The organism is Chloroflexota bacterium, assembly GCA_026710945.1.
GTDB lineage: Bacteria > Chloroflexota > UBA11872 > VXOZ01 > VXOZ01 > VXOZ01.
The window spans coordinates 80605-99600 of record JAPOQA010000014.1; the positions used below are offsets into that span (position 1 = coordinate 80605).

At 56.7% G+C, this 18996-nt stretch carries 16 protein-coding genes and 1 tRNA gene; 8 read left to right on the forward strand and 9 right to left on the reverse strand.

Annotated elements, in window-relative coordinates:
- Window positions 1-132: 132 nt before the first annotated feature.
- Both OXE05_02125 and OXE05_02130 read right to left on the reverse strand, forming a co-directional pair.
- A complete protein-coding gene (locus tag OXE05_02125; GenBank protein MCY4436116.1) occupies window positions 133-1221 on the reverse strand; it encodes a hypothetical protein in 1089 nt (362 codons plus the stop codon).
- 2 nt (window positions 1222-1223) lie between these two features.
- A complete protein-coding gene (locus OXE05_02130) occupies window positions 1224-2960 on the reverse strand; it encodes a glutamate mutase L (GenBank protein ID MCY4436117.1) in 1737 nt (578 codons plus the stop codon).
- Between the two features lie 303 nt (window positions 2961-3263).
- Here OXE05_02130 and OXE05_02135 point away from each other — a divergent pair.
- The 3 genes from OXE05_02135 (at window position 3264) to OXE05_02145 (ending at window position 6217) form a co-directional block, all read left to right on the forward strand.
- Window positions 3264-3354, forward strand: a tRNA-Ser gene (locus tag OXE05_02135).
- Window positions 3355-3602: 248 nt separating this feature from the next.
- Entirely contained in the window at window positions 3603-5084 is a 1482-nt protein-coding gene (gltX, locus tag OXE05_02140) for a glutamate--tRNA ligase (protein ID MCY4436118.1), read from the forward strand.
- A 293-nt stretch (window positions 5085-5377) separates the two neighbouring features.
- Window positions 5378-6217 carry a carbon-nitrogen hydrolase family protein gene (locus OXE05_02145; GenBank protein ID MCY4436119.1) on the forward strand — a complete coding sequence of 280 codons (840 nt, stop codon included), beginning with the start codon at window positions 5378-5380 and terminating at the stop codon, window positions 6215-6217.
- Between the two features lie 15 nt (window positions 6218-6232).
- Here the strand turns inward: OXE05_02145 and OXE05_02150 are convergent, their stop codons facing one another.
- Window positions 6233-6613 carry a Rid family detoxifying hydrolase gene (locus OXE05_02150; GenBank protein MCY4436120.1) on the reverse strand — a complete coding sequence of 127 codons (381 nt, stop codon included), beginning with the start codon at window positions 6611-6613 and terminating at the stop codon, window positions 6233-6235.
- A gap of 323 nt (window positions 6614-6936) precedes the next feature.
- On the opposite strand from OXE05_02150, the gene OXE05_02155 reads away from it, so the two are divergent.
- The 5 genes from OXE05_02155 to rodA are packed head-to-tail and all read left to right on the forward strand — an operon-like array spanning window position 6937 to window position 12476.
- Entirely contained in the window at window positions 6937-8034 is a 1098-nt protein-coding gene (locus OXE05_02155; protein MCY4436121.1) for a rod shape-determining protein, read from the forward strand.
- 24 nt (window positions 8035-8058) lie between these two features.
- Window positions 8059-8922 (forward strand): rod shape-determining protein MreC, encoded by an 864-nt coding sequence (mreC, locus tag OXE05_02160; protein MCY4436122.1) that lies wholly within the window; start codon window positions 8059-8061, stop codon window positions 8920-8922.
- Complete coding sequence (gene mreD / locus OXE05_02165; protein MCY4436123.1) at window positions 8919-9434, forward strand: rod shape-determining protein MreD; 516 nt, start codon at window positions 8919-8921, stop codon at window positions 9432-9434. The genes mreC and mreD overlap by 4 nt, the downstream gene beginning before the upstream one ends.
- A complete protein-coding gene (gene mrdA / locus OXE05_02170) occupies window positions 9434-11287 on the forward strand; it encodes a penicillin-binding protein 2 (protein MCY4436124.1) in 1854 nt (617 codons plus the stop codon). Before mreD ends, mrdA begins: the two co-directional genes overlap by 1 nt.
- 1 nt (window position 11288) lies before the next feature.
- Window positions 11289-12476: a rod shape-determining protein RodA gene (gene rodA, locus OXE05_02175; GenBank protein MCY4436125.1), complete on the forward strand. Its 1188-nt coding sequence runs from the start codon at window positions 11289-11291 to the stop codon at window positions 12474-12476.
- Window positions 12477-12598: 122 nt separating this feature from the next.
- Here the strand turns inward: rodA and OXE05_02180 are convergent, their stop codons facing one another.
- The 6 genes from OXE05_02180 to def form a co-directional block, all read right to left on the reverse strand.
- Entirely contained in the window at window positions 12599-13579 is a 981-nt protein-coding gene (locus OXE05_02180; protein ID MCY4436126.1) for a D-glycerate dehydrogenase, read from the reverse strand.
- A 34-nt stretch (window positions 13580-13613) separates the two neighbouring features.
- A complete protein-coding gene (locus OXE05_02185; protein ID MCY4436127.1) occupies window positions 13614-14549 on the reverse strand; it encodes a TIM barrel protein in 936 nt (311 codons plus the stop codon).
- A gap of 123 nt (window positions 14550-14672) precedes the next feature.
- Window positions 14673-15740: a bifunctional phosphoglucose/phosphomannose isomerase gene (locus OXE05_02190; GenBank protein MCY4436128.1), complete on the reverse strand. Its 1068-nt coding sequence runs from the start codon at window positions 15738-15740 to the stop codon at window positions 14673-14675.
- An 11-nt stretch (window positions 15741-15751) separates the two neighbouring features.
- Window positions 15752-17380: an AAA family ATPase gene (locus OXE05_02195; GenBank protein MCY4436129.1), complete on the reverse strand. Its 1629-nt coding sequence runs from the start codon at window positions 17378-17380 to the stop codon at window positions 15752-15754.
- A 152-nt stretch (window positions 17381-17532) separates the two neighbouring features.
- Window positions 17533-18474, reverse strand: a complete 942-nt coding sequence (gene fmt, locus OXE05_02200) for a methionyl-tRNA formyltransferase (protein MCY4436130.1) — start codon at window positions 18472-18474, stop codon at window positions 17533-17535.
- On the reverse strand, window positions 18475-18987 hold the full coding sequence (gene def, locus OXE05_02205) for a peptide deformylase (GenBank protein MCY4436131.1): 513 nt from the start codon (window positions 18985-18987) through the stop codon (window positions 18475-18477).
- Window positions 18988-18996 lie beyond the last annotated feature (9 nt).

Below are 18996 nucleotides of genomic sequence, written 5' to 3' on the forward strand. Positions count from 1 at the left end.
GAACCACCGTGCGCCGCGCAACGGGAGGATCATCGTTGGTTACGTGGGGTCTCGTTGCAGGGTGTGCTAACAGACTAGGCGGCAAGAGCTGGCTCCGTTCACCCTAGCCGATTTCCGCGTGTCGCAACCCGGTTACATCAGCCATTCCAGCTCGGAGATGGGGATACGGCTGCGTTGCTCCTCGGCGTCGATAGTCTCCACGGCGGGGAGCCGCAGACCGGACGACACGGCTACGGGAAACGGCAGAAAAGCGTCCAAACGCACTTCGCCCGGTTCCACCGACATACCGGCGCGTTTGAGCCGCGAGCCGGGGCCGAAGCGCGTCCAGGCATCTTTCGGCGCCAGCGAGCGAATGGGCAGAATGAGCAGGAAGACATGCAGGTCGGGCCGGGCAACGACGGTCGCCCAGGGCACGGGTTGCGCAGTTAGGAGCTCCCAGAGCGTCTCGGTCATAGTTTGCTCCCCGAATCCTTCCGTAAGCAAGAGCGGCGGGCCCTTCCACGTATGAGAGGTCGGGCGAGCCAAGGGGTCCATGCCAAGGACCGCCATATCCTGCCGCGAGGCAGATGGCGCCACCACGGCGGCTGCTTGAAGCTGGGTAGCACGCCGCATGGTATCCACGCCTGCCGGTTCTCGTGTCACGAGAATGAGGCGTTCTTCGTTCTCGGGGGTTTGGGATAGCACTGTGCTCAGATTGCCGGATGCCTCGCCGCCTACGGCATAGGCGCCGCGCACGACCACAGCCTCCGCCTCAATCACGACTTCTCGCGGCGGAATGACATCAATGACACTGCCGTAAAGTCCGGCAGGCAAGTTGACGTCACGGCTTGCACCTTCAAACCAGGCAAGGCCGCTCCGTGAAGAGACGTCACCGATGCGGCCAGCGAACGGGGCAACTGCTGTGCGGGTGCGCAGGCCAAGAAAGCGACGATGGGCGGCAAGCAGCACACCTTCCGCGCAATTCTCGCCAGGAGAAACGAGGAGCGACTCTTCTACGCGCTCAGGAGAGACGCCAAGCGCGCTCGCCAGGTCTAACACCGTCCTTTGGGGCGTAAGTGAGCACGAACCGACGATGGTGTGGGGCTCTACCTTGTCACCGGGCTGAACCGAGAGAGTACCGTCGGCAGGCAACACCCGGCGCAACTGCAAGAGGTAGCGGCCGATTTGCGGGGTTGGCGTAGGCGGGTTCGCGGTGCCGCGAAGTGCAAGCATAGTCGCCATGATTAGCTAGATCTCCCAGAGAAAGACAGCGTGGGATAGGCCCCAGTTGTCTGCATCCACTCAAGGATCTTGGCTTGACGTTTGTCCCTATGGGAATCGAGGTCCATGGGTCGTCCGCGCGCGTCAACGACCAGCCCCAAAGAACCGCCAAAGAGGCTGGCACGCGGCTCGGCTCCTCGACCCCGCCCCACGCCGAGGTTGAGTCTCGTTGCGGGCCACACTTCGAGGGTAGAGCCGGCTCCGCCCTCCCAAGGCACTACCTCCACGGCACCAAAATTCACCGAAATCTCTTCGGGGGAACGAGATGGCATGCCGGCGCGCAGTCTCAAGGCGGGGCGATTCTCGGCCATGCGGCCGGTGGGAGATATGCTCACACCTAGGCTTAGCAAGACATCCTGTTCAATGAATGGATTGCCTTCCTCGATGGCCTTGTCGAGCAGTAACACGGGGAGAGCGCCCGCGCGATCCAATGCAAATTGCGTAAAGCCCGTGGGCAAGACGGAGTCGAGCATCATCATTACGGCCTGTATCAGCCGAGGCGCGCCGCCCAGTGTCGCGCCACAGCCGATTATGACGTCCGCAGCGGCACACGGCGAGGCAGTCTGCCCATCAACGGTTTGATCATCTATGAGTTCAACCACACTTCGCAGGGCTTCTCGCGCGAACGCATGTTCTAGGACGAGGCCTTCTACGGTGGTGGGTAAGGAGGCGGGATGTGCAAGGCGGTGGAGGAGAAAGTCATCCAGGCGACTCTCGTCCAAGTCGTACGGCAGCCAGCGTTCAACGGCCTCGCGGCCCGCCTCTATCAGGACATTCTGCGGGCTGCGCAGCGTGCCAAAACCATCCAGGGAGGCCTTTCGCACGTTTCCATTTGGCAGGCTGGCAATCGCAGCCGCGTGGCTCGCTCCAAGGTCCAGGGAAAGCACATTAATGCTGTAGCGTTGCGCTAACTGTTGCGTGACGTGAGCGAGTGCGTCTTGATAGTCAATCGGATTGGACCCCGCCCACTCGCTCAGTCCGGCGTAGTTCGGCAGGAGTTGCCGACGTCTCTCATTTGCAATCGTCTGAACCAAGGATTCGAGGGTGGCAAGGGTGGCGCTCGACGATTGGTCGGGGTCGAGGGTCATATGGTGTAGCGGGGCCCGCTCGCCGAGGAATGTCCGCAAGAATTGTGCGTGAGTATTGGAACCAATGAAGACTACGGCCAGATTCCAGGCATTTCGGTGAGTGCTGAGCACGTTCCGGATAATTTCGCCTATTCTCGCGACTTCTGTCTCCCAGTCATTGTCAGATTCGCTGCCAAGTATGATCAGAGCATCCAAGGGTGACTCTATAAGTCGCTGGTAGACAAATTGATATGCATCGGGCGGACGGTTGTTGAGATCGAAGATATCAATGGGGGTGATTGGCGTCGCTTGCAATGTTTCAAGCAATGCGTTCAAAGTCCGGGTGCTGCCCAAACTAAGAAGGCTCGTCACTGCAGTGAGGCCTATGCTGGTAACTGCGAGTCTGTTTACCGCGTCTTGTCGGGCGTGCCAGCCGGTAGTGCGCTCAAGTTCTGACAAAGCGCGGGAAACACCGAGCATTACGTCGGAAGCTGGAGGGCCAATCGTGCTCGGCACACGCGCTGCTCCAGCCAATCGAAACTCGCCTTCAATGCGCTCCAAGAGCGAAACACGCGTGCTAAACGTGCCAACGTCTGCAATGAGCGTCGAGGAGGATTCCGCAATCTCAGACATGCAATTGGTTATGAACGTGAGGGACTACTTGCTTGCGGTGTCATTGTACCTGCCATGGTAGGTTTGCGTGGAGCCGTCTGTCAACTATGCGGAATCGGGCAAGGACTGCGTGAGGTTGACAAGCGAACGGCTTTTCACGTTCCTTGCTTGGGCTTTGACGCTGGCGTTACGGCGCTGCTAGACTCAGTGCATGTACAACTCTTGCGAAGGCTTGCGTTCTCGCTGTGACGATTTCAAGCGGCACGAGTGCAAGGACTAAGGCAAAGACAGGTCCGCGACTAGGTGATTGTACGTTCGCGGTGTGGAGAGGTAGCCAAGTGGTCGAAGGCGCTCGCCTGGAGAGCGAGTAGGCGCCACAAGCGCCTCGTGGGTTCGAATCCCACCCTCTCCGCCACAGTTCTCGGTCTAAGGCTTTTTGGGCAATGCAAGAGGCACCTATTCGCCTAGGGCGATGTTGCCTCAGCGCAAAGTCAGACCTTGGCGGCAAGTTAGAGTTTCTTTGCCGTCGCTGAGTTTAGTCTCGTTCCTTCAGGCAGTTTCAGTTGCCGACTTTGGTCAATCGACAGAACTTGAGCCGGTTCTTGGCCGGCGCGTACATGGCATGTGCCTTTCCGCAACGCAGTGAGGAGAAGATCGCAGAGAATGGGAAATTCAGTCCGCTTACGCATCGCGCCCAGTCCTACCGGTAATCTCCATGTTGGCAATGCCCGCACGGCACTGTTTAACTACCTTTACGCCCGCCAAACCGGTGGGGTCTTTATACTCCGCATCGATGACACCGATGCCAAGCGCTCCACGGAAGCGGATATCGAGGGCGTGCTGTCTAGTTTCCGCTGGTTGGGCCTTGACTGGGACGAAGGATTTGCCGCGGGCGGTGAATTTGGGCCTTACCGCCAGAGTGAGCGACTCCCACTCTACCAAGGCTTTACTGAAAAGCTCTTGGAAAACGGCAAGGCATACCGTTGCTGGTGCACTCCGGAAGAGCTTGACAGTCTGCGCAAACAGGCGCAACGGGAGCGCCGCCCATTTCGATACCCCCAGACGTGCCTTCACCTTTCGGCTGCGGAGCGGGCGGCCCGGGAACGCTCTGGAGACTCGTCCGTCGTGCGGTTTCATTCTCCCCATGAGGGTACGGTCGAGTTTGTGGACCTTGTTCGCGGCGAAATGAAGGTTGCTGCCGAAGAGCTCGACGACCTGGTGATCGTGCGCGCCGACGGTATGCCGACGTACAATTTTGCGTCGGTTATTGACGACAGCCTTATGCACATTTCCCACGTTATCCGCGGGGCCGACCATCTTTACAATACGCATCGCCAGATTCCAATTGCCCGTGCCCTCGGATTTGATTTGCCGGCGTACGCGCACCTTCCTCTATTGACCAATCCCGACCGCACGAAACTGGGGAAGCGCTCCGGGGCAGTGCTTGTAGGCGACTACGCGAAACTAGGGTACCTGCCCGAGGCAGTATTAAATTTCTTGGCGTTGCTGGGCTGGAACCCAGGCGATACTCAGGAAGTGTTTAGTCTGAGCGAGCTTGCTGCAGCCTTTAGCCTGGAGCGGGTGAATAAAGCTAACGCAGTATTTGAACTCCAAAAGCTCATTTGGCTCAATGGCGTCTATATCCGAAGTCTGGCGATACAAGATCTGACTGAACGCAGTGTCCCGTTCTTGGCGGATGCGGGGTTAATCGAACCGGATAACGTCGATATGGACTATCTCCGCGAGGCTGTCGGACTTGAGCAAGAGCGCTTGAAGAATCTGGCGGAAGCACCTTCAATCCTTGATTTCTTCTTCGCGGAAAACGTGGCCCCGGATCCAAAATCTCTCATCGCCAAGAAGCAGACACCCACGGCCTCGCTTGGTGCGTTGAAGCGCGTACTTGAAGGGCTTGAGTTACTTGAGAAATGGGACCATGAGCCAATTGAATCGTGCTTGCGCGGCCTGGCAACCGAGTTGGGATGGAAGGCGGGTCAGCTCTTCATGCCAATTCGTGTGGCAATTACGGGCAAGACCGCCACGCCTCCGCTATTCGAGACGATGGTTGTGCTTGGTCGCCAAAGAACGCTTAAGAGGATAGACTCTGCAATCGGCACTCTTGCTGCGACCATTGGAGAGTGCGCGTGAGCGGTCTTATGGCGTCTGGGTGCAATCCAATTGGTCCACACGAAGCACCAAATTCGGCAAGGGGTTGAGTGAGAGTTTCAGTCGTTTCTGGTCTGTGTCTGAGGGTGGGTCAGTTTCCTTGTAGCGCGATGCGACACTCAAGTGCGCTCAGGAGGAAACTTGGCGAAGGCGCTAGTTACCCTAACCCATGCGAACCGTCCATTGTTAAGTCGGTCCGATACGGGCTACGCCGCTGTCTGCGAGCCGGTACCGCGATTTCTGTGGTTCGTTAGCGGGCAGCGAGAGAGTGTAGGATGTTCTCGTCAATCAAGGTGGCAGCAATATCACTGCGGCCGAAGAAGTGGGATAAGCCCGCCAACGCCGCAAAGATGGAACGGCTGATTCGCACAGCGGCCGCAGAGAGTCCTGATGTCATCGTGACGATCGAGGGAGCCTTCGAGGGTTACGTTGTCTATGACGTCATTGAAGGCAGGAAATCGGCCGACGAGATGTTGGAGATTGCTGAACCATTGGATGGTCAGTATGTTGCGCGTTTTCGGCAGTTGGCGGGATTACTTCGTGTGTGTCTCTGCTTTGGCTTCGCCGAACGAGTAGGCAACGAGATTTACAACACGGTGGTATTCATCGATCATACGGGGGAGATTTGCGGTTCCTACCATAAGAGCCAGTTCGCGGAGGGCACGCATTCCTCGTGGAATTTCAACCGGATAGGCAAGAGGCTGCGCGCGTTCGATACACCGTTTGGCCGCGCTGGAGTGCTCATATGCAACGATCGGTGGAATCCCTTGATTGCGCGCGCAATCGTTCTCGACGGAGCGCAAATCCTTTACATTCCTACCTATGGGAACACTAGCAAGGCGCAAAACCAGGCGGTTCTGGCTCGGGCGCGCGAGAACGGCGTGCCCATCGTTCAGGCCAACGTAGGGCAGAATCTCGCAGTCAACAAAGGGGAGATGGTCGCGTATCAGCGCGGGTTCGATAAGATCACGCACGCGACGGTGGATATACCGGCTGCCCCGTCGACTACAGCGGCCCGGTCCCTCGAGCAAGAATATCTCACGCTCCAAGGTCCTGAAATGCAACGGCGGTACCGGGAAACGATGGCAAAACTCAAGGAAGCCAGAGTGGAATAGGCACGCTATTGCCGGCTAATCATCGAGGACTGCAGTGGCTTCCACCTCTATCAGGATATCGTTCATTTGCACGCCCACGGTCGTGCGGGCAGGAGGATACTCGCCGAAAAAGGTCTTGTAAACGCTATCCATCTCCGCGAAGCCATCCATATCAGCAAGATAGACGTTGACCTTGACCACGTTGCGAATGTCACCGCCGTGACCCTCTACGATATTCTTGATGTTCTGCAAGGTGATTTGACACTGCTCGGCAAGAGTCTCGCCCTCGATTTCCCCGCTTTGAGGATCGAGTGGCCCCTGGCCTGCTATGAAAAGCAAATTGCCCGCGCGCACTGCTTGTGAGTATGTGCCGGCAGGTCGCGGCCCTTTCGGGCTATACAATCGATCGACACGCATGGGTAATCTCCCCTCTGCTGTGCAGTTTGGCATAATTTGTCGGTGCGAGGAATTGCGCGAAGAACAGTGTACCATAGGGTGGGAAGCTGCTAAATAGTGACCCTGTAGGTCGCTACGGGCCATGAAGACTTGTACAGTGGGATGCATTGTCAAGTTTGAAAGTGTCTTGATCGCTGGACGTGCTGGCAAGCTGTTAGTGTGCTAGAATGTATTGGATTGAGAGTGATTAGGTAGGATGAAGTTCTACCTATGGGCTGTTCGTTCGGTTCCCCCTTTGTGATACTTTGGCTCCCCCAAGAGCATTTGTGGATGTGAGATAGGCTATGCCGCTCTCTTCTTGGCGTTCAAGCATACTAGGTCCCTTTAGTTCGTTCCTTGGTCTATTTTCTCAAGACCTGGGAATCGATTTGGGCACGGCAAACATGCTGGTGTATGCCAAGGATAGGGGTGTCATCGTTTCCGAGCCCTCAGTGGTTGCGATGGACATGCGGACGAAGCGAGTGCTCGCCGTCGGCGCGGAAGCGAAACGGATGGTTGGGCGTACGCCGGCAAGCATCGTTGCGGTACGTCCTCTCAAGGACGGGGTCATTGCTGACTTCGAAACTGTTGAGACAATGCTCCGATACTTCATCGACCGCGTGCATACTAGCTTTCAATTGGTCCCCCGACCTCGCGTAATTGTTGGCATACCAAGTGGTGTGACCGAGGTGGAAAAGCGCGCTGTCCAGGATGCCGCTATCAACGCGGGTGCGCGCGAGGCCTATTTGATCGAGGAACCAATGGCTGCGGCTATTGGCGCGGGCCTGCCGGTAGATGAACCGGCCGGCAACATGATTGTCGACATAGGTGGAGGAACCACTGAAGTGGCGGTCGTATCCTTGGGCGGTATCGTGGTGAGCCGCTCTGTGCGCGTCGCTGGTGATGAAGTGGACCAGACTATAATCGACTATGCCCGTCAGGCCTACGATCTTCTCATTGGTGAACGCACTGCAGAGGAGACCAAGATTGCTGTGGGGTCAGCCTATCCGTTGCCGGATGAACAGGACAAGGTGTACGAGATGCGGGGCCGAGACATGCTGTCGGGCCTCCCGAAGACGGTCACGGTGACGCAAGCGGAAATGCGTGAAGCGATCGCGGGCCCAGTGAGCGATATTATCGAAGCAGTGAAAGTATCGGTTGAGGAAACTCCCCCTGAGCTTCTTGGCGATGTCGTGGATCGGGGAATTGTGCTCACTGGCGGTGGAGCGCTTTTAGGCGGGATAGACAGCCGGATCTCTGAAGAAACGCTTGTTCCGGTGGTCATTGCGGAAAACGCCCTTACCTGCGTAGCGCTGGGAACGGGAGCGTGCCTCGACGATATCGAGTCTTACCAGAAGCTCTTCGTTTCCGATTCACGTGAGTACGCGCATGTAACCTCTTGACCTTGGCTTGGTACCTGAGACATAATGCGTGACTTCAACGTTCAGCCGCAAGCACTGGCTCTACGGCTTGCGCTCCTAGTCATTGCCGCGGTATTGCTCGTCTTCCTTTCCCGACAGGGCTGGCTTCGCCCTGTGGAAAATGCCGTATCATTCGTTGCTGTGCCAGTTCAGCGTGCCCTCGACAGCACTACCGGCGCGGCTGCCTATGTCTTAGGTTCGTTCCAAGAGACGCGTAACCTCCGTGAGGAGAATGCCGCACTCCGTCGTGATGTGGAGAACCTCTTTCAGGAAGTCGTAAGTCTCCGCGGTGCAAAGATTGAAAACCGCACATTGCGCGAGCAACTGGGATATGTGCAAACGACTTCTGAGTGGGACTTGCTACCTGCCCAGGTCGTTGGGAGAGACCCGACCAACCTATTGGATTCCATCATTATCGATCGCGGAAGCAATGGTGGGCTGGAGAGAGGTATGGTCGTGGTGACCCATCTCGGAGTCGTGGGCAAAGTCACCAGTGTCACATCGCATTGGTCAAAGGTTCAGCTCATTACAAGCCCTTCAATGGCGGTGAATGCTGTTGTTCAGGGCGGCCCTCGCCGAGCCTTCGGCATTGTTTACGGCACACCCGACGGACTGCAAATGCGATATATCTTGCAGACCGAGGAGCTTAGCGAGCACGATCTTATCGTGACAAGTGGTGTGGGCGGTGGCTATCCGAAAGACTTTGTATTGGGCAAAGTCGTAAACGTGCAGCAAGAGGACTATGAAGTCTTCCAAACTGCAGTAATCGAACCGTATGTGGATTTCTCGCAGTTGGAATATGTGATGGTGGTAGCGAATTTCGTGCCGCTGCCGCTGGAGGAGAGAGACATCACGGGGCCCAATTTATGAATGACGTTTCACGTCCTGCCATCGTTATTTTGATGCTGGTGGCTGCCGTGGTGCAAACAAGCGTCGTGTGGCATTTTCCGCTGTTTGGCATTGTTTGGCTGCCCATGCTGCAAATTGTGACCTTCTTAGCACTTTGGTATGGCCCGGCAGGCGGCGCTGGTTGGGGTTTCGTAGGAGGGTTGCTCCTGGATGTCTTTTCCGATGCGCATTGGGGATTGAGTGCCCTTGCACTGACAATTGCGGGCTTCGTGGGAGGATTCGCGATCAGCGTCGTTCAACCAAACCGAGCAGTGCTGGCGGCAGTCACGGCAATTTGGGTAATTGCGGTCTATTTTGTCCTACTTGGCGCTCTGTTAATTACATTCGACCATAGATTTTCGTTTCGCGATATGCTCTTGGAGATGGCGTTGCCAACGGCGATACTCAACGCGCTCTTTGCTCCATTGGTAGTCTTCGTTGGATTTCGCTTTCTCGAAGTGGCCTCAGGGAGTCCGGGTATCAGGAGGCGATAGTGGCCGAGGAGAAGAGATTACTGACACGGCGAGAGGCAATACGCTTCTATCTGCTCCGCATCGTTCTGTTGGGGTCATTTCTCGCGCTCGTCGCTCGGTTGTGGTACATCCAAATCGTTCGAGGGCCGGAGTATCGCAACCAGGCGGAGAACAACAGGCTACGTGTGCTCTCTGTCAAGCCATTTCGCGGCGTCATTTATGATTGGAACGGACAACGGGTAGCCATCAATGCGCCCAGCTTTAGCGTAGAGGCGCGTATGATCGACTTGCCGCGGGACGAGACGGAGAACGTGGCGAGACGTCTTGCAAGGCTTCTCGACATGCCGGCGCCTACAATCTTGGAATTGATGGCTGAAGGCTCATCGAATCCGTATCAGCAAACCGTCTTGAAACGTGACGTACCACGTCATGTTGCCCTCGTAATCGAGGAGGAGAACCCGTATCTTCCGGGCATCTCTGCCGTGAGCCGACCAATTCGCAAGTATGCTGATGGGGATAGCGTAGGTCACGTTCTCGGGTATGTCGGTCCAATTCCCCACGAGCGAAGAGAGTTTTACCTGAATCGGGGGTATGAGCGGGATGACCAGGTAGGCATTGCCGGGATAGAATCCATCTATGAGACAGAACTCAATGGTGAGAAGGGCCAGCGAAACGTTGAGGTGAATGCGTATGGCCGCACCGTACGCGTACTGCGTGAATCTCCTTCCCAACCCGGGAACAACATTGTGTTGGGAATGGACTTGGATCTCCAAGAAGCCGTCACTGAAATGCTCCATGAAGGGCTTGTCGAGTCAGGAGCGCCATCCGGCGCGGTTGTAGCCTTGGATGTCGCAAGTGGGGCAGTTCGGGCCCTGGTTAGCTTGCCGGGATTCGATAACAATCTGTTTGCCCGGTCAATATCACAAGATGACTACCAACGACTTGCCAACGATCCGTCGCGGCCTTTAGTCAATCAGACCATTGCCGGACTTTACCCGCCAGCCTCCACCTTTAAGCTTGTTAGTCTCGCGCATTGGCTGGAAAACTACAATCTAGACTTGGAAATGCGATTTGAGTGTCGGGGTGGGCTAACGCTTCCTGGCGGATGGGAATTTGGCTGCTGGAAACGCAGCGGACATGGCTTTGTCAACGCATATGAAGCCTTAGTCCGCTCTTGCGACGTTTTCTTCTACACCTTGGTCGGCGGGAGCCCCTATACGGAATTTGGAGGGATTGGGCCTGAGGCGCTCGCGCAAGCCGCCACCTCCTGTGGCTTTGGGCAAGTTACGGGCATTGATCTCCCAGGCGAGCTGGAAGGTCTCATGCCCACACCAGAGCGCAAACAGCGCATAAAGAATGAGCCTTGGTTCCAAGGCGACTCCTACAATTCCGCCATTGGACAGGGCGATGTCCTCAGCACGCCGCTGCAACTTGCGAATTTTACTGCGGCTATTGCAAATGGCGGCAAGTTGATGTACCCTAGAATGGCTGCTGAGATTCAGGACGCCAATGGCGAGCAGGTGCAGCCAATCACACGGCGGTTGGCTCACAATCTGCCTTATTCTGCAGAGGTGCTAGCCCTAATCCGAAATGCAATGCGTGACGTGGTGGTTCGCGGTACTGCAATCCGGATAGCTTCAAACCCGTACGGAATTGCCGGAAAGACCGGCACCGCAGAGTACCCCGGCCCCCGTGATGAGAACGGATACTTGCCGACACACGCACTTTTCACGGGATTTGCGCCATTTGACGTACCAGAGATTGCTTTTGCCGTGGTGCTTTACGGCGCAGGTGAGGGCTCTGAGTTCGCAGCCCCAATCGCAGATAAGTTGACCCGCTTCTACTTCGAGTCTGCCGGGAAGGCTCAGCAATAGCATGATTGCTGTACGCAAGTGGAAACTATACGACTACTGGCTGACAATTGCTGCAATTGTCCTAGGCGCTGTCGGCATAGTGCTCATTCGCAGCGCGACACTCATTGAGTCCGGGATGTCCGTGGACGTCATCAAGCAGACGGCGTTCTTGGGCATGGGCATCGTGATCTTAGTCATTTCCCCCAGGCTGAATTACCGCTGGCTCGGCAGCTTAGCTTGGATAGGCTATGGCGCATCCGTGCTAATGCTTGCCGCGGTGCTTGTTGCCGGTGTGTCCATTGGGGGTTCCCAGCGGTGGTTCATAATTGGACCCTTCTCCCTGCAGCCTTCCGAACTTGCAAAGATTGCCTTGATTGTGGTGCTTGCCCACTACTTTAGCGCTGGGCCGCACCGGGTTGAAGACATTCGCTATTTCTTCGGTTCTATAGTTATCACTGCTATTCCGGCTTTCTTGGTGTATAGAGAACCGGACCTTGGTACCACGCTGATGTTCCTCGGCATATGGGGGGCGATGGTATTTATGGCAGGGGTGCCGTTCCGGTACATCATCGCTATGTCCGTTGGTTTGCTGTGCGCAGTTTTCTTGCAGCTCATTCGCGTAAAAGAGTACATGTGGGAGCGCGTAACGACGTTCCTTGATCCTTCAGCGGACCCTTTTGGCGCCGGCTACAATGTGCTCCAAGCGCGCATAAGTGTTGGCGCCGGTGAGCTTTGGGGCCGGGGTCTGTTTCAGGGCTCGCAGACCCAGTTGGAGTACCTGCGCGTGCAACATAAGGACTTCGTTTTCGCTGTCCTGGCAGAAGAACTTGGATTCGTGGGCAGCATGCTCGTGCTTGGACTGTTTGTAGTGATTCTCATGCGCGCTTCGCTGATTGCCACAAGCTCACGCGACCACTTCGGCCAGAATATCGCCGTGGGAGTTACAACGTTTTTATTCCTACAGACGTTTGTCAACGTGGGAATGATAATTGGATTGCTGCCTGTTACCGGAATTCCGTTGCCTTTCCTCTCATACGGCGGCAGCGCCTTGTTAGCTACCTTCTTAGGCATTGGCTTATTGCAGAGCATCGCCGTCCACAGTCAGGTGAAGACGTACGCCATGCCCCCGGTCTTCCAGGTTCCGGCGCGGGCAAGGCTGCGGTTGCTGCCTTGGAAGACGCAGCCTGCTGAGGAGTCTCGGGGCTCCTAGCGAATCCACACGATTCGCGTGTGGAACTTACCTTCACCGTCTAGTCACTCGTCGCCCCGGCGTGCCAAGCGCCTGCTGGCTGTTTCAAGGCCCAAGCAAGCCACCTGCGCGGCGCAAGCGGTTTAGGAATTCTCTATCACCTCAGGATTGAGGATGGTGGGAGGACGATCGCCGGCAATTGCGGCCAAGATGTTGTTCGCTGCCAGTTCAGACATATCGCTACGGGTATTGAAGCTGGCACTCGCAATATGCGGCGCGATCAGGCAATTGTCCAGCGTGAGAAGCGGATCGTCCATAGGAATTGGCTCAGGATCCGTAACGTCGAGCCCGGCCGCCCATATCTCGCCTGACTTCAGTGCGGTGTACAGAGCCTGCGGATCAACAATGGGACCGCGGGCAGTATTGATGAGCACCGCTGATTGTTTCATCTTCGCAAGCTGTTCCGTGCTGATAAGATGATGCGTCGCAGGTAGGTACGGGACATGCAGACTTACAAAATCGGATTCCTCTAACACCGTGTCAAATTCGGCGTATTCCAGACCAAGTTCCTGCTCAAGATCCTCTCGTCGAACGACGTCGTTGTAAAGCACGCGCATCGAGAATCCCTGACCGCGTCGGGCCATCTCGGTCCCGATCCGTCCCAATCCAATCAAGCCAAGCGTGGCGTGGTGGATGTCTTGCCCCATGAGCAAGAGCGGTCCCCACGTTTCCCATTTTCCGGCCTGAACGAACTCGTGGCTCTCGCGAATGCGTCGCGCTGCGGACATGAGCAACGTGAAGGCAAAGTCTGCCGTCGTGTCGGTGAGCACGCCGGGAGTATTGCTCGCCATGATGCCGCGTTTCGTGCACTCCGCGACATCGATGTTGTCAAAGCCCACGGCCATGTTGGCGAAAATCTTCGCGTTCTTCGCCACATCCAAAGTTTCAGCATCCACTTTCTCGGTCAGCAAGCATAGCACGGCGTCTTTGTCGGCAACTGCCTTCAAGAAGACATCGCGCGGCACGACGTCATCGCTATCCCAGATCTCCACGTCGCACGACTGCTGGAGGAGCTTGACTCCTGATTCCGGTATCCGGCGCGTGACATAGACTTTCGGCTGCATGGTATGTCTACTCTTTCTTGTTGCTCAGTCGAGTTTACAGTTGCGCCCAGGCGGCCTGGAAGGTCCGCTTGGCATTGGCCATGAGAGAGAGTGAATCCTCGCCGGGCGCGGGCTTCAGTTCGAACGTGCAGAGCGGTTTATCCGTTGGGACATCACTGTCAAAGTACCCAATCTCGAACAGAATGCGGAGGAATTCAGTGAGTTCAGCGGTGTCGTTCTCACCGTCCTCGTGGCCGAAACGGGGGTGCTGATCACCGTAGAGCGCGTGCCCCGGCTGCTTGATGCAGCTGCCAAGGTGAATGTGTCCCAAGTACTCCCGGGCAGCTGAGAGCGTAGCATGTGGCGTCTCACCAAGCAGAGGCAGGTGCCCCTGGTCTACGAGCAGGCCGAAGTTTCCGCACTGAGCGCGTACGGCTTGGCAGAGTGGCAGCGTGTCCTCTATAGGCCCGACGAGACTCTTCTTGTCCACGTCCCGGTCGAACTGTTCGAGGGATACCCAGAGCGTGTAGTCAGTCCGCTGTTGCTCAGCGTAAGCGCAAATCTCCTTGAGAGATTCGGCAAATGCGCTGAGAGCTTGGTCTTTATACTCTTCGCCAGGAAACGACGAGGGGCCGTCAAAGAGCCCAAGGACACGGGTACCCATTGCATAGGCTTCGTCTACGGCTTGCTTGACCCGTACTACGACAGCTTGCCGGTGTGACTCATCGATGCTGGCCAGATTCAGTTGATTGCGCAAGAGGATCGGCTGGACGCCATAGCCGAGGTTGAGCTTCGTAGACTCGCTCAAGGCCTTCGCTTGCTTAGCGACAGCAGGGTCAGCAATATGAGTGATCTCAGCTACTTGCAAGAAGTCATCTGCTGTCAGGTGGCGCAGCGATTCGAGAATTGGCCCATCGCCACCCATTACCTCGGGAAAGAGCATAAAATGCACGAATCCGAGGTGCATGTAGTGGCTCCAGTGTCTCTCCATGTTGGCTAGATTCCTCCGTCCGGCTAACAGATTGTCTTGGCTCGTGGCAAGTGTATCAATGGATTCTGCGACTGTCAAAGCTGGGAGTAATCGCGGCTGACACGAACGGAACTGTGGCGCAACTCACATTGCGCTTGTCAGCTGCGACTTTACGAATTCGATATTGGCAACCGGCGTTGGATCCACGTCATTGAGCAGCGCGAGATAGTAGCTTACATAATCGCCAAGTAAGGTGCCATACAGTTGCTGCGCCAAAGGCGTGGGGCCCTGCACAGTGATCGTCTCGCCGGCGATCGCTGAGGTCTTTAGTAGCTCCCTCGTCACTTCCATCCGAAAACGCGTCCGATTGTGATAGAGGGACGACTGCAGCTGTACAACCTGCAGGACGGAGGTGTTTGCTGCAGGATGGCCGAACCCAACGACAGCATTGTGGTTCGCTTCCGGCAGGTGTTCAAACTCGGCCCACTGCTTGCTGTTTTCATTGATTTGAGTCTTCCAGCGTCGCGCTACTTCGCTCAGGAATTCGGCGCCGTAGATGCTGACAATGCGCCCATGTAGAGCGCGTGCCAACTGTTTGGCCGGATTCCTACGCTCAGGGACGGTGACGTCAAATTTCGGCGCCTGCTCTGCAACGAATTGAATTGCCTCCAGGACAGCGGCAGACGGGCAGAAGATAATTCCGAGCGCGGACAACGCATGAAGCACGGGCATGTAGAGATGGGGTAAAGCAGTGCGCGGCTGCTTGCGCACGTTTCGTATCGGGTAGTGGGGGATGCCGGAGCCCTGCGCACGTGCCTGGAGCGCTCCGCCGCCCGCGATGACTATCTGTTGCGTTGTCTTCTGAGCGGCGGCGTCGAATGCTACCAAAGTCTCTTCTGTGTCGCCCGAAAAGCTGATGGCGACTGCCAGTGTCTTGTTGTCGACATACCCCGGAACGTGGTAACCGCGAACTACCTCAATTGACACAGACGCCATGTTCGACCCAAGCGTGCGCGCAAGGTCTCCGCTAATTGCTGACCCTCCCATGCCAAAGACCACTACCGAGCTCACAGCACGATAGGCCGGGGGAAGGGACACCGATTGTGCTTGTTCCCACGCTGCGGCACAAGCATCTGGGAAACCCGCAATCTGGGCCGCCATATTGCCTGAGTCTAAGCTTGAAAACGATCGCTCGTCGTCGAGGTTGGTCATGTTGTTGGCAATTACGGCTTGTGGATGCGTACCCAGCGGTTCGGTTCTTTGCCATAGCTGCGGGAGCCAAGCTGGAACTTTTGGGCAAGCTCGTGTTGAAGACGGCGAATGTAGGAGTTGGCTGGCGGCAAGTCAACCGGGTGCGAGGTGTGCAGGGTCTCCTGAACTGCTGCCTCGGCCAATCGGAGGTCTTCAACTTCACTGGTTGGATGACGGGCGTTGAGGTCGAAGATGCTCGCAAGGCTCTGGTTGATCTGAGACTGAGCATTGCTCCGCAGAACGAATATCGGGATTTGCTTCTGCTCAGCCAAGCGCAAGGGGCCCGTTCGCTGGCGGTAGTAACTCTTGAGCGTCAAGACGACGTCGGCGGTGTCAAGGTCTTCGCTTACCCATGCCGGCACGGCCAAGTGCTTTGCCGCATCCTCCAAACGCCTGCGACTTACGCCAAAAGGAAAGATGGAAACCGGGTCGCGCGTTGGCTCTTTCTCGCGTGCTTCCTCCGACCAGTGATCGGGTGTGAATTGAGACTTGGCAACACGTGATCGGCCATTATCGTGTGAACCGGGGCGCTCGTAGCGTTCCCTGACTTCACCTACTTGCGGGTCCCACAGCTCTTGCGCGCGAAGTTCTTTTGGCGGCGCAATTGCGTGCTTTGTCGTTTCAATCCCATTGCTATCCCCACGCACCCGCTCCTCAACGGCAATCGGCCGTCCGCGCAGCAAGCTATCAATGGTCTCTGCAACATCCATGTGCACCATCATGTGATGCCAGCCCTTGATTTCTACCAAGACTTGAAACGTGGGTGGGGCCTTACGTTCCAGAACCGACTTCTGCGATCGCCGTCGCCGCGCTTCTTCATCGCTGAGGGTCACAGATTGAATGCCGCCGATGAGATCGGAAAGGGTTGGATTTTGCATGAGATTAGTCAGAGTATTGCCGTGCGCCGTACCCACCAATTGAACACCGCGCTCGGCGATGGTGCGTGCCGCGGCAGCTTCTAACTCAGTACCGATTTCATCGATGACGATGACCTCAGGCATGTGGTTCTCGATCGCTTCGATCATGACTTTATGCTGGTCTGTTGAGCTTGGCACTTGCATGCGCCTTGCCCGGCCAATACCGGCATGGGGAATGTCGCCGTCGCCGGCGATTTCGTTAGAGGTGTCAACCACAATGACCCGCTTGTTCGACTCGTCTGCCAGAACGCGGGCCACGTCTCGGAGAAGTGTTGTCTTTCCCACACCAGGGCTGCCAAGCAACAGCAGGCTCTTGCCGGACTCAACGAGATCGCGAATGATCTCAATCGTACCGAACACGGCCCGGCCAATGCGGCACGTCAGGCCGACAATGTCCCCCGTGCGGTTGCGGATGGCTGATATCCGGTGGAGGGTCCGGGGAATGCCAGCGCGATTGTCGTTTGTGAACGCACCCAGCCGAGAGACGACAAAGGCGATGTCGTCGGCCGTTAATTCCATGTCGTCCAGGAATGCTTCGCGCTTGAGAAAGCGTGCTTCCGGCTTTCGACCCAGATCGAGGACGATTTCGAGAAGGTCGGAAGTTCCTTCTATTGCTTCCAAAGAACCTCGGATCCGTGGCAGCATTACGCCAACGAGGGCTCCAATATCATCTGTAACTTGCATTTCGGTCTGAGTCAGTGGAGACCCCAGTGCTACCGGATCGTCCATTCGCATTTGCCCCATGTACCGTCGATACGGCGCTACGCTATTCTACGCGTTCCTGTGGAAGGTGACCGTCGCCTCTTTCCTCGCGGAAGAATGCGGTATTCTCAGTGTCATGATACCACGCTCGGTTCCCCGAGTACTGCGCCCACAATGGTACCGTAGCCACGGAGGAATTCAGCCGCAGGGAGGGCTCGTTTTCCTGCAATCTGCACTTCCTCCAAAATGACGAGACCCGCACCGGTGACCACCGCAAGTTCGCTCTGATGTTGTACCACTCTGCCGGGCCCTTCTCCGGCCGTTGATGAAAGTGGCCGTGCACGAAGGATCTTAAGTTGGCGACCATCCCAGAACGTCACCGCACCCGGCCATGGTTGCATGGCCCGCACATGGCGACAAATAGCCTCTGCATCCTGGCCCCACCGTACCAAGCCGTCACTCTTCCTGAGTTGCGGAGCATACGTTGCATTGGAGGCATCTTGGGCCCGTGGCTCGATGCGTCCGGCGGTCCAATCATCCAGTGTTGGAAGGAGAAGGTCGGCGCCGAGCCGGGACAACGCTTCAGTTAACGTTGCCGTCGTCTCATCATCTGCCAGCGGCATTGAGCGTTGCCGCAGAATAGGACCGGTGTCAAGCCCTTCGTCCATTTGCATGATCGTGACGCCCGTCATTGCATCTCCGGCGAGAATGGCGGCTGATACCGGCGCAGCTCCGCGGTGGCTCGGCAGCAGCGAGGCGTGCACGTTGAGGCACCCGAGCGGAGGGAGGTCGAGGATGCTTCGCGGCAGAATCTTGCCGTAGGCCGCAACCACGATCACGTCCGCAGCGGCGGCCGCGAGTTCTGCTGCCACGGCGCGCCTGCGCAGCGATGGCGGCTGGGTGACAGCCAAGTCAAGCTCAAGCGCCGCCTGTTTCACCGGCGACATCTGCTGTTTCCGGCCCCGTCCCGCCGGGCGGTCCTGCTGGGTCACAACGAGGACAACGTCGTGTTGCTTGTCCAGAGCGTGCAGACTGGGTACGGCAAAGTCGGCAGTACCGCAGAATATGACACGCATTCAGCTTATCCTGGACTCTTCTGCTGGATTATCCAGCTCAGTATCGGGTTCAACGCGGTAGAGTTGTTCCGGGTCTTCTAAATGGTCCAGAAAGAGCGTACCGTCCAGATGATCGATTTCATGTTGAAATACGCGCGCAAGGAGATCGTTGGCACGAATGCGTATCTCTTTCCCTTCCAGCGAGCGTCCCTTGACAACGACACTTTGGTACCGATTCACAAGACCGTAGTAAGTGGAATGAGAAAGACACCCCTCTTCGTCGAGAATGGTCTCTTCTGACGTCTTGACGATCTCCGGGTTAACTACAGCCATGCGCACATCTTCGGCGTTTACGACGATAACACGAAGCGATACGCCGATTTGCGGTGCGGCCAAGCCCACACCGGAGGCAGCGTCCATCGTGGCGAACATGCGATCGGTCAATTTCCGCAACCCCCGCATTCCCACAGGGACACACTGCGCCTTCCGGCGCAGGATCTCATTGCCTAGTTGCAGGATTTCTTGTGCGGCCACGGCAGTTTC